This is a genomic window from Streptomyces sp. NPDC059009, from assembly GCF_042740175.1.
GTDB lineage: Bacteria > Actinomycetota > Actinomycetes > Streptomycetales > Streptomycetaceae > Streptomyces.
In genome coordinates, this window is the sequence record NZ_JBHYJB010000036.1 from 107,300 (window position 1) to 118,314 (window position 11,015).

Here is an 11,015-nt window from a genome sequence, read left to right on the forward strand (position 1 = left end):
TCAGTTGCCTCCTGTCGTGGTTCCGGTGGCGAAGGCGGGCTCCGGCTCGCCGTCCGCGGCCCGCTGGGCGGCCCGCTCCCGGGCCGCTTCCCTGCGCTGCCTGCGCTCCCTGACCAGCGTGCATCCCCAGATGGTGACGGGGGCGAGCGAGATGACGAGGGCCAGCACCGCCCAGGTCCGCATCGCCACGTGGGTGTGGCCGAGCATGAAGGAGGCCACGAGCGAGCTGACGAGCACGGCCGACCAGAACAGATGGATACGGAAGGTCAGCACCCGGTCCGGGCTGGCGTCGCCCCCCTTGGGGGTGACCACGAAGCGGCTCGGGCGGCGCAGGAAGGCGGCGCCGAGCGACTTCAGGTAGATGGGCGCGGAGAGCGCGGACATCGCCATCCCGGCGAGCCCTCCGGACCCCTCCGGCTCGTGCGGCGAGACGTTGTGCCGCCGGTTCCACAGATAGAGCCCGATCTGCAGCGCGGCGGCGTCGCTGTAGAGCATCAGCCAGACAGAGGCGGCGACCTGCGTGCCCGACGCCCCGAACCACAGGAAGAGCACACAACTCACGATGCCGAGGAGCCAGTTGACGGCCGTCATCGGGTAGTAGACGAGCATCAGCGAGTACGAGAAGAGCCGCCCGGGAGGCATCGTGAAGGGCGCCTTCCAGTACTGCTTGAAGAGCGTCTCGTACGTGCCTCGGGACCAGCGCATCTGCTGGGTGAAGAAGTCCGTCCAGGAGGCGGGACCCTCCCCCACGGCGAGCACGTCCGGCGTGTACACGGACCGCCAGTGGTGCCGCGTCAGCGGGTTCTTGTGCCGGTGCAGCTCGAACCCGGTCGCCATGTCCTCGGTGATGGAGTCGTAGAGCCCGCCGACCTGCTTGAGGGCGGCGATCCGCACCACGTTGTTGGTGCCGACGAACATGGGGGCGCGGTAGCGGTTGCCCGCGCGCTGGATGAGGGCGTGGAACAGGAACTGCTGCGACTCGGCGGCCTTGGTGACCGGCGAGGTGTAGTTCCCGTACACCTGCGGCCCGACGACGAAGGCGACGTCCGGGTCCCGGAAGTAGCCCATCATCCGCTCGAGGAAGCCGGGCAGCGGCACATGGTCCGTGTCGACGGAGGCGAAGAAGTCGTAGTCGCCGTGGTGCAGGGCGAGCCAGGCGTTGTAGTTGCCGTGCTTGGTGCGGGCCTTGTGAGGGCCCTTCTTGCGGTTCCACTCCGGGACGCCGTTACGGGTGAAGTGCCGGACACCGAGCTCGGCACAGAGAGCCTTCGCGTCCGGGTCGTCGCCCTCGTCGAGCAGCCATACGTCGAGGGGCCCGCTGTGGGTGATCCGGGTCGCGCCCTCAAGGGTGGCGCGCACCATGGAGAGGGGCTCTTTCCCGGGCACGTACGTCGTGAGAAAGGCGACGCGCGTCCCTTCCTCGGGCACGACGGGTATCGGGTCCCGGGCGACCATCGTGGCGTGCGCGATGGATATGACGTTGACGAGCATGAACAGCTCGATCAGCCCGATCGCGACGAGCATCGTGATGTCGAGCCCGATCAGCCACCGGTCGCCGCCCTCGCGTTCGGTCCAGTGCGTGGGCCAGACGAGGTAGACGAGCAGGACCCCGGTGAGCAGCGGGGCGAGCGTCATCAGCAGGACGGCACGTATTCGGTGGGGCTCGCGGGACAGGAGCGACCGGTACTGGACCCGATAGGGCTCGCCGCCGTCCTCGCCGCCGCCGTGGGGCTCGGTGAGCGGTCCGGCGAGCCGGCTGTGGGTGTCGTAGTCGTAGCCCTCCGGCCGCACAGCGCCCTCCAGGTTCTGGTGATCGAACGAGCCGATACCCACACAAAAGTGGAGTTTCCTCGGCGTGTCGAACCGGATGCGTCCGTGCGAGCGATTTATCGTGACGGGTTTTGCGGGGCGCCTTTCGCGGTACGGCGACCGTCCACCACGGGCTCCGGCAGGCAACCAGCCCGTCCGGCGCTTGAGGACGAGCAGGCCGCAGGCCGCGATCAGGGCGCCCCAGGGGCGACGGAGTCGCGTTTCGGGAAGGGGCGCCCGCGCGCGGAGCGCGCTAGTAGATGCAGCGGGGAAAGAAGCGCCGCAGGCACGGCCTCACCGCCGCACCGACCTCCGCAACCGATGCCGCACCGCCCGCTGAGCCACCGGCCCGAGCTCCTCCAGCGCGGCCGCCACGACCCCCAGCTGCTCCAGCGCGTCGAACCCGCTCGCCGCCCCCTCCGGATCGACCCCCTCGTACAGCTCGATCCCTACGAAGGACGCCCCCACCGCCCGCGCCAGGCCGGCAGGATCGGCGAACTCCCCCAGCGGCGTGGCCGCGAGCACCCGCACCAGCACCTTCTCGATCTCCTCGATCCACAGCGTGAGCCCCGCCGCCGTGGCCCGCGCGAGGGCGGGCTGGGTCTGGGCGCCGGCGAGCAGCTGCCCGAGCACGGCGACATGTCCCTCCGCCCGCTCCCGCTCATGCATCTCCCGCCCGAACGCGAGGAGTTCGGAGAGCGACCGCACCTCACCGAGCCGCTCACGGTAGAGCGAGACCCGCTGCTCGGTCCCGTACCGGCAGGCCGCGGCGAGGAGTTCGTCGACGGACCCGAAGTGGTAGAAGACCAGCGCCTGGTTGACCCCGGCGGACGCCGCGATGGTGCGCGCGGAGGTCTTGGCGATGCCCTGCTCGGTGAGGGTGCGCAGGGCGCCTTCGAGGAGCTTCTCCTTGGTCTCCTGCCCCTTGGCGGGGTCCTTGGCGGAACCCTTGCGCGCGGGCGCGTTCCCGTTCCCGGCAGGACTCACGCCCGCGCCTCCTCGCGCACGGGCCGCAGCCCGGCCCGCACCCCGCACGCCCGCACGTCCTGATACGTCGCCGTGAACGACCCCTCGTACCCGAAGAGCGGCCCGAAGTACCGGTTGGTGACCCGGACTTGGATGCGGAAGCGGCCCGCCGCGTCGTCGAAGGACTCGCGGACCTCCGCGTCACCGCCGATGAACTCGGGCACCCGGGCGTCCACCGGCCCCTCCCGGAAGCGGTGCGTGCCGGACCGGATGAGCAGGGAGCCGTCGGGCTCGGCGCTCAGGTGGAGGTCGCTGGCGAGGTGCTGGTGGGTGCCCAGGTAGTCGAGGATCCGGTCGCCCTGGGGGGCGAGGACCATCTGGGCGTCGAAGCGGCGGGAGCGGCCGGGCAGGTCGAAGGTGCGCACGAAGCTCACCGTCTCACGGCCGAAGGTGTCGGTGTACGGCACGTTCTCGATGATGAAGGGAACCCGGCGTCCCGCGCGCGGGACGAGGATGTTGCGGGTGCCGCCGACCGCGAGGAACGGCTTCACGAAGCCCCGGCCGTGCCAGATGCGGTCCATCACACCCCGCCCGGTGCACGCCTCCGCACTGGCCAGGCCCACGGAGAAGCGCCGCTGGAGCTGCGGGTGGAGGCGCTCGAAGTCGGCGCCCATGACGGTGCGGAAGATCGACGGGACCGGGCTGCCGGAGACCGACGGGACCGGGCCGCTGAAGGAAGTGGCTGTCATGACTGCTGCTGCTCCTGAGGCGTGGCGAGACGGGCGAGGATTCGGGGCGCGTGGGCGCGGGAGCGCTCGGGCGGGGTGCGCAGACAGCGCCGCGCGGCGGGCGTGGTGGGCAGCGGCGGCAGCATGAGGGCGACCGCCGCGGTGGCGAGCGCGGTCATGGGCGCGAAGAGCACGGCGGCGAGCACCGCGAGGAGGCGCAGCAGCACCTCGCCGAGGCCCTGCAGCAACGCCCGCTCGGGTGTGATGCCGCGCTCCAGCCAGAGCCGCAGCCGGTCGAAGGACCAGGCGGTGGCCCAGCCCATCAGCGGCCGGAAGGCCAGGCGGTCGGCGAGGGCACCGAAGCGGCCCCAGCGCGGCCGGTAGTCGTAGCCGGTGACGAAGCGGACGCCGTCCTCGGTGGGTACGTAGCGCCAGTAGCCGCTGCCTTCGGCGAGCAGCGAGAGCGGGTGCGGCGAGGCGAACCGCAGCGCGGAGGTCCGGGTGCCGTCCGGGCGGCGCCGCTCTCCCGCCGAGATGCCCGTGCCCGCGACGGTGACGAAGGGCAGCACGCGCGTGGCGTACCGGAAGTGCTGCGGCTCGTCCTCGGCCTTCGGCAAGTACGTGATCTCGGTGAAGCGGAGGTCCCAGCGCTGGTGCCGAGCGGGTTCCTGGGTGCGCGCCCAGAGCTCGTCGAGCTCCGCCCGGATGCGCGCCTCGACATAGAGACCCGGCCTCTGCGTCTGCTGCTTCGTCTGCTGCTTCACGAGAACCCCCACGTCAATACGTGTTTGAGCGACTGCTCAAACAGAAGGTACAGCTGTTTGAGCAGTTGCTCAAGTGCGAAGGTGCGCACCTGGAGAGCACAGAAGGGCCCCTGCCGGAATCGGCAGGGGCCCCAGGAGACGTCAGGGTGTCGCGGTTCTACGGCGCGAGGTGCCGCTCCACCGTCTCGACCTTCGACGTCAGACCGTCCGTCACACCGGGACGGATGTCGGCCTTCATGACCACGGAGACGCGCGGCGCCCGCTCCTCCACGACGGCGACGGCGCGCTTGATGACGGCCATCACCTCGTCCCACTCCCCCTCGACCGAGGTGAACATCGCGTCGGTGCGGTTCGGCAGACCGGACTCGCGGACGATCCGGACCGCGTCGGCGACGTACTCCCCCACGTCCTCGCCGACGCCGAGCGGCGTCACGGAAAAGGCGACGATCATGCGTTCACGACCCCCTCGCGACGGGCGCGCGACGCGATCACCGCGGCCTCGGCCTCGCGCTTGAGCTTGCGCTCGGCGAAGAAGCCGCCGGTCGGCAGGACGGAGAGGACGAAGTAGAGGGCGGCCGTCTTGATGTCCCACTTCGTGCGGTTCCAGGCGTCGAGCCAGAAGAGCACGTACAGGATGAAGAGCACGCCGTGGACCATGCCCATCACCATGACGCCGTCGAACGACGTGGTCCGCTTCAGCACCGAGCAGACGAGCAGCAGCAGGAAGGAGACGGCCTCGGGGGCCGAGACCAGGCGAAGTCGGCGGAGTGCGGATGCGGTCTTGATGTCCACGGCAGGGCACCTTCGGTGTCGGGGTTGATCTTGTGAATGCATGCACAAGGGTTCAGCCATTCTGACAGTCAGGGTTCAACCGTCCGATTTTGGGGGTCGCGTCAGGGTCGTAAGCCCTGTTCCGGAGCGCTCTGCCGCCGCTAACGTCGTGCCGTGGCTACCTTCCGGCTTCAAGGCAGCAGGGTGCTCGCCGTCGACATGACAGGCGACGCCGTCAAGGCGAAGAACGGCTCGATGGTCGCGTACGACGGCCATGTGTCCTTCAAGAAGATGACGGGCGGCGGCGAGGGCATACGGGGCATGGTGACCCGCCGTCTCACCGGCGAGCAGATGACGGTGATGGAGGTGAGGGGGAACGGCACCTGCTGGTTCGCCGACCGGGCGACGGAGATCAGCCTTGTTCAACTGCAGGGCGACAAGCTCTTCGTCGAGTCCAGCAACCTCCTCTGCTCCGACGCCGCGCTGCGCACGGGCACGACGTTCACCGGCCTGCGCGGCGCCACCCAGGGGAACGGACTGTTCACGACGACGGTCGAGGGCACGGGCCAGGCCGCGATCATGTCGGACGGCCCGGCGGTGGCGCTGCGGGTGAGCGGCGACTATCCGCTGACGGTGGACCCGGGCGCGTACATCGCGCACCAGGGCAACCTCCGGCAGAAGTTCCAGTCGGGAGTGACCTTCCGCACTCTCATGGGCGAGGGCGGCGGCGAGGCGTTCCAGATCCGCTTCGAGGGCGACGGCCTCGTCTATGTCCAGCCCAGTGAGCGCAACACGATCGGGGGCGACGTCTGATGCCCTTCCGCGAGATCAACTCGAAGATGGTCGAGGCCACGGTGGCCCCGGGCCAGAAGCTCTTCAGCCAGCGGGGCGCCATGCTCGCCTACCGCGGGGACGTCTCCTTCACCCCCAACATGCAGGGCGGACAGGGCGGGCTGATGTCCATGATCGGCCGCAGGCTCGCCAATGAGGCGACGCCGCTGATGACGGTCGAGGGCACCGGCACGGTCATGTTCGGGCACGGCGGCCACCACATCCAGGTGATCGGCCTCTCCGGGGACACCCTCTGCGTGGAGGCCGACCGGCTGCTCGCCTTCGACGGCACGCTCCAGCAGGGGACGCTGTTCCTGGGCTCCCAGGGCGGCGTCATGGGCATGGTGCGCGGCCAGGTCTCGGGCCAGGGCCTGTTCACCACGACCCTGAAGGGCCACGGCTCGGTCGCGGTCATGGCGCACGGCGGAGTCGTCGAGCTCCCCATCACCCCGCAGCGCCCGGTCCACGTCGACCCCCAGGCGTACGTCGCGCACCACGGTGACGTGCGCAACAAGCTGTCCACGGCGCTCGGTTGGCGCGACATGGTGGGGCGCGGCTCCGGCGAGGCGTTCCAGCTGGAGCTCTCCGGAAGCGGCGCCGTCTACGTCCAGGCATCGGAGGAGAAGCTGTGAACGCCCCTGTGTCCCCGATGGCGCACGGCCCCGCCGTCTTCGACCCGATGACGCTCCCGTCCGACGACAACGTCAACCCGTACACCTTCTGCGTGGAGCTCAAGGGCAACCAGTGGTTCATGCAGAAGGGCAAGATGATCGCCTACTACGGGCGGGTGGACTTCAACGGCATCGGACACGGCCGCCTCGACCACTTGGTGCGAACGAGCTTTCATTCGCCGCTGCACGCGAGCGACTGGGTCGTCGCCGAGGGCCAGGGCAAGATGCTCCTCGCCGACCGGGCCTTCGATGTGAATTCGTACGACCTCGACGACGGCAACCTCACCGTTCGCTCAGGCAATCTGCTCGCTTTTCAGCCAACTCTTTCGTTGAAGCAGTCCATCGTTCCGGGCTTCCTGACGCTGATCGGCACGGGCAAGTTCGTGGCCGCGTCGAACGGCCCGGTGGTGTTCATGGAGCCCCCGCTCCGCGTCGACCCCCAGGCGCTCGTAGGCTGGGCCGACTGCCCCTCGCCCTGCCATCACTACGACCACGGATACATGACCGGCATCCTCGGCGGAGTGCGGGCCCTGACCGGGATCGGCGGGAGCTCGGGCGAGGAGCACCAGTTCGAGTTCGTGGGCGCGGGGACGGTCCTGCTGCAGTCGTCGGAGACACTCATGGCGGAGCAGGCGACGGGCGCCGTGCCGGACCAGGCGGGGGTGCCCGGCGGCCGCGGCGGAGCCGGGCAACAGCCCCAGGGAGGGCAACGGGGTCAACAGGGACAGCAGCCGGGAACACCGCGCCTTCCCGGACAACTGGGGGACCTCCAGCGTCGCTTCGGCCTGTGAGCGGTAGTCTGCGGAGTGTGACGGCGAACGCCTGTACCCCTCCTTTCCGAGAGGGGTGCGAGGCGTGTCACACTCATCACTCGTTCACCTTTCAACTTCTTAGGTAGAATCGAATCCATGGAGACCGATACGGCACCGCAGTGGCTGACCGACGAGGAACAGTGCGCCTGGCGTACTCACGTGGAGGTCAACAGGATGCTGACTTATCAGCTCGAAAAGGACCTCCAGCCCTTCGGTCTGACCATGAACGACTACGACATCCTCGTGCACCTCTCCGAATCCGACGAGCACCGGATGCGCATGAGCGATCTCGCCGCCGCAACCCTGCAGTCCAAGAGCCGCCTCTCCCACCAGATCACCCGCATGGAGAACGCGGGCCTGGTCCGCCGCGAGAACTGCGAGTCCGACCGCCGCGGCCTCTACACCGTCCTCACCGACGAGGGCATGGAGACCATGAAGAAGGTCGCCCCGCACCATGTCGCCTCCGTGCGGCAGCACTTCGTGGACCTCATCTCGCCCGAGTCCCTGGGCGAGCTGCGCAGCGCGCTCGCGCCCATTGCCGAACATCTACGCGCGCAGCGCGGCAGGCCCTGACCCCCGGCCCACCCGCACGCCGCACCGTCCCCGCACACCAGTCCCCCGGCCCGTACCGCGCCGCGGCCCTCAGACCCCGGGCCGCACCAGCGGCAGCCGCAGCTCGAACAGGGCACCCCCAGAAGGCGCCTGACGGACCGTGAGCGTTCCCGCGTGGCCCGTCGCGACATCGCGGGCGATCGCGAGACCGAGCCCCGCACCCCCGTCGTCCCGGCTGCGCGCGTCGTCGAGCCGCACGAACCGCTCGAAGATCCGCTCCCGTTCCGCATCCGGCACGCCGCTCCCGTCGTCGGCCACCGCGAGCACCGCCCAGCCGTCCTCGGCGCGGGCGGTGACGGTGACCTGGGAGCGCGCGTGCCGCTGCGCGTTGTTCACGAGATTGCCGAGCACCCGCGCCAACTGCCCGCGGGATCCGGCCACTTCGAGCGGCCCGTCGAGCCGCTGCCGCACCTCGACGCGGTCCCCGGCGCGCTGCGAGAGCTCCTCACGGGCGAGGGCGGCCACGTCGACGCGGCCCTCGCCGGGCTTCTCGCCGGCGTCGAGCCGGGCCAGCAACAGCAGATCGGCGGCGAGCTCCTGCAGCCGCACGGTGTCCTCCACCGCTCCCTCGACGTCCAGCAACTCCGGGTGCGCGGCGCCCACTTCGAGCTGGGTGCGCAGCGAGGCGATGGGGCTGCGCAGCTCGTGCGAGGCATCGGCCACGAAGCGGCGCTGCCGCTCCACCGACGCCTCCAGGGCGGCCAGCGTCTCGTTGGTGGTGCGGGCGAGGCGGGCCACCTCGTCGTGGGTGTCCGGCTCGGGCACCCGGCGGGCCAGGTCCTCGGAAGCGGTGATCGCGGCCATCTCGCCGCGGATGGCGTCGACGGGCCGCAGCGCGCGCCGCGTCACCAGCCAGGTCACGGCGGCGATGACGGCGAGCAGCAGCGGGAACCCGATGAGCATGGCCGTCAACGCCGTGGCGACGGCGCTCTGTTCGGTATCCAGCGGGGCCCCCGCGTACACCGTGAGGTCACCCTTCGACTCGACGTTCACCTCGACCGCGGCGAAGCGGTAGTCGGCGGTGTCGCCGTCGACGGTGGCGGAGCCGTCGCTGAAGTGGGCGTCGTCGTCGATCTCACCGGGTTTGAGCGAATCGTCCCCGTCCTTGCCCTCGTCCTTGCCCCCGTCGTCGTCCTCGTCCCCATCGCCCTCGGAACCACCGCCGCCCGCCGCGGAGTCGGGCCGGACCTGGTCGCTCCCCGTTCCGCTGATCCGCTCAAGGTCCTCGCTCACGGCGACGACGCGGCCGTCCCCGTCGACGACCTGCACCGGGTGGTCCTCGCTGTCGGGCCACTCCAGATCGCGGTACGGGACGTTGGCAGCGAGCTGCGAGGCGACCTTGCGGGCGGCGGACTCGGCCTGGGTGCCCGCCTGGTCGGTGAGCGTGGCGCGCAGCGCGAACAGCACGGCGGCGCCCGCGACGACCAGGGCGAGCGCCACGACGAGGGTCGCGCCGAGCGCGGCCCGCGCCCGTACCGAACCGAAGAGCCTCCTGGGCCACCTCATCGCGGGGCCTCCAGCCGGTACCCGGCGCCCCGCACCGTCGTGATGAGCCCCGCGCCGAGCTTGCGCCGCAGCGCGCTCACGTACACCTCGACGATGTTGGGATCGCCTTCGTACGCGAAGTCCCACACGTGCTCGAGGATCTCCCCCTTGGACACCACCTGCCCCAGCCGCGTCACAAGCTGCTCGAGCACCGCGAACTCCTTGGCGGTGAGCACCACTTCACACTCCCCCGCGCCCTCGCCCTTGAGGACCCGCCGCGCGGCGGTGTCGACCCGGAGCTCACCGACCACGTGCACCGGCGAGGCACCGGCGGCGCCCCGCCGCCGCAGCAGCGCCTTCACCCGGGCCACCAGGACGACGTACGAGAAGGGCTTGGTCAGGTAGTCGTCGGCGCCGGTGTCGAGCCCCTCGGCCTCGTCGTACTCGCCGTCCTTGGCGGTGAGCATCAGGATCGGCACGTCGTGCCCGGCGGCGCGGAGCGCGGCGCAGACCCGGTAGCCGTTCAGGCCCGGCAGCATGATGTCGAGGACGACCAGGTCGTACGTCCCCTCGCTAGCCCTGTGCAGCCCCTCGGTCCCGTCGTGGACGACGTCCACGGCGAACCCCTCGGCGGTCAGTCCCTTGGCGAGGGAGAGGGCCAGCCGCTTCTCATCCTCGACGATCAACAGGCGCATGGAGAACAGGGTCGCAAACCGAACCTGAAGAACGCTTCAGGCGGCTTCAGGCTGGCTTCAGGGTCGCTCAGCCAGATTGGTCCTCGTCGAGAAGACGCAACGACTCGGGAGGAACCCTCATGAAGCGCAAGATCGTCATCGCCGCCGTCGCCGCCGTGGCCCTCGCAGGAGGCGGCACGGCAACGGCCCTCGCGGTCTCCGGCGACGACGAGCCCTCGGCGGCGTCGAAGTCGAGCGTGCAGGTCAAGAACCACGACCGGGCCGACAGGGACGACCGGAACGACGACCGGGGTGACGACGCCGAGGACCGGGCCGAGGCGCGCGCCGCGAAGGTGACCGCCGCCGACGCGATCGCCGCGGCCCTGAAGCACACCCCGGGCACCGCGGTCTCCGCCGAGCTCGACGACGAGGACGGCGGCCTGGTCTGGGACGTCGACGTGCTCAAGAACGGCAAGAACGACAAGGCCGGCACGTGGCACAGCGTCGAGGTCGACCCGGGCACGGGCAAGGTCCTCGGTTCGTGGACCGAGAAGGACGACGACGGGGACGCCTCCCGGGTGGCGGCGGCCCTGAAGGGCGCGTCGGTCTCGGCCGAGGACGCGGCGAAGGCCGCGGCGGCCAAGGGGACGGTGACGTCGGTGGACCTGGACGACGACCACCACCGCGGTGCGGCGGCCTGGGAGACGGAGACCACGAAGGGTGACTGGAAGGTGGACCTGAAGTCGGCGAAGGTCACGGTGGACCACGACGACGAGGACTGATCCCCAACCCCGCCCCTTCCCGAAACAGCGACTCCGTCGCCCTGGGGCACCCTTGACCGGCGCTCCGCGCCTCGTCCTCAATCGCCGGACGGGCTCGATCGAGCCCGTCC

The 11,015-nt window shown here is 70.4% G+C and carries 13 protein-coding genes; 5 read left to right on the forward strand and 8 right to left on the reverse strand.

The genetic code is table 11. The features are described 5' to 3' along the window. The 6 genes from ACFWYM_RS31455 to ACFWYM_RS31480 form a co-directional block, all read right to left on the reverse strand. Complete coding sequence (locus ACFWYM_RS31455) at window positions 1–1,791, reverse strand: glycosyltransferase family 2 protein (RefSeq protein ID WP_384845018.1); 1,791 nt, start codon at window positions 1,789–1,791, stop codon at window positions 1–3. Between the two features lie 312 nt (window positions 1,792–2,103). After that, on the reverse strand, window positions 2,104–2,796 hold the full coding sequence (locus tag ACFWYM_RS31460) for a TetR/AcrR family transcriptional regulator (protein WP_384844976.1): 693 nt from the start codon (window positions 2,794–2,796) through the stop codon (window positions 2,104–2,106). Next, window positions 2,793–3,524: a DUF4166 domain-containing protein gene (locus tag ACFWYM_RS31465; RefSeq protein WP_384844979.1), complete on the reverse strand. Its 732-nt coding sequence runs from the start codon at window positions 3,522–3,524 to the stop codon at window positions 2,793–2,795. The genes ACFWYM_RS31460 and ACFWYM_RS31465 overlap by 4 nt, the downstream gene beginning before the upstream one ends. Beyond that, window positions 3,521–4,267 (reverse strand): hypothetical protein, encoded by a 747-nt coding sequence (locus tag ACFWYM_RS31470; RefSeq protein ID WP_384844982.1) that lies wholly within the window; start codon window positions 4,265–4,267, stop codon window positions 3,521–3,523. The genes ACFWYM_RS31465 and ACFWYM_RS31470 overlap by 4 nt, the downstream gene beginning before the upstream one ends. Before the next feature lie 157 nt (window positions 4,268–4,424). Beyond that, a complete protein-coding gene (locus ACFWYM_RS31475; protein ID WP_384844985.1) occupies window positions 4,425–4,718 on the reverse strand; it encodes an MTH1187 family thiamine-binding protein in 294 nt (97 codons plus the stop codon). Beyond that, a complete protein-coding gene (locus ACFWYM_RS31480) occupies window positions 4,715–5,059 on the reverse strand; it encodes a DUF3817 domain-containing protein (protein ID WP_384844988.1) in 345 nt (114 codons plus the stop codon). The genes ACFWYM_RS31475 and ACFWYM_RS31480 overlap by 4 nt, the downstream gene beginning before the upstream one ends. A gap of 153 nt (window positions 5,060–5,212) precedes the next feature. On the opposite strand from ACFWYM_RS31480, the gene ACFWYM_RS31485 reads away from it, so the two are divergent. The 4 genes from ACFWYM_RS31485 (at window position 5,213) to ACFWYM_RS31500 (ending at window position 7,925) form a co-directional block, all read left to right on the forward strand. After that, window positions 5,213–5,851, forward strand: coding sequence for an AIM24 family protein (locus ACFWYM_RS31485; RefSeq protein ID WP_384844991.1), 639 nt, complete (start codon window positions 5,213–5,215; stop codon window positions 5,849–5,851). Further along, window positions 5,851–6,501: an AIM24 family protein gene (locus ACFWYM_RS31490; RefSeq protein WP_384844994.1), complete on the forward strand. Its 651-nt coding sequence runs from the start codon at window positions 5,851–5,853 to the stop codon at window positions 6,499–6,501. The genes ACFWYM_RS31485 and ACFWYM_RS31490 overlap by 1 nt, the downstream gene beginning before the upstream one ends. Window positions 6,502–6,518: 17 nt before the next feature. Beyond that, window positions 6,519–7,331, forward strand: coding sequence for an AIM24 family protein (locus ACFWYM_RS31495; protein WP_384845021.1), 813 nt, complete (start codon window positions 6,519–6,521; stop codon window positions 7,329–7,331). A 117-nt stretch (window positions 7,332–7,448) separates the two neighbouring features. Beyond that, entirely contained in the window at window positions 7,449–7,925 is a 477-nt protein-coding gene (locus ACFWYM_RS31500) for a MarR family winged helix-turn-helix transcriptional regulator (RefSeq protein ID WP_384844997.1), read from the forward strand. A 69-nt stretch (window positions 7,926–7,994) separates the two neighbouring features. Here ACFWYM_RS31500 and ACFWYM_RS31505 read toward each other — a convergent pair whose 3' ends face one another. Beyond that, window positions 7,995–9,470, reverse strand: a complete 1,476-nt coding sequence (locus ACFWYM_RS31505; RefSeq protein WP_384845000.1) for a sensor histidine kinase — start codon at window positions 9,468–9,470, stop codon at window positions 7,995–7,997. Next, window positions 9,467–10,144: a response regulator transcription factor gene (locus ACFWYM_RS31510; protein WP_384845003.1), complete on the reverse strand. Its 678-nt coding sequence runs from the start codon at window positions 10,142–10,144 to the stop codon at window positions 9,467–9,469. Before ACFWYM_RS31510 ends, ACFWYM_RS31505 begins: the two co-directional genes overlap by 4 nt. 119 nt (window positions 10,145–10,263) lie before the next feature. Here ACFWYM_RS31510 and ACFWYM_RS31515 point away from each other — a divergent pair, with 119 nt between their 5' ends. After that, window positions 10,264–10,905 (forward strand): PepSY domain-containing protein, encoded by a 642-nt coding sequence (locus ACFWYM_RS31515; protein WP_384845006.1) that lies wholly within the window; start codon window positions 10,264–10,266, stop codon window positions 10,903–10,905. The last annotated feature ends 110 nt before the right edge of the window (window positions 10,906–11,015 follow it).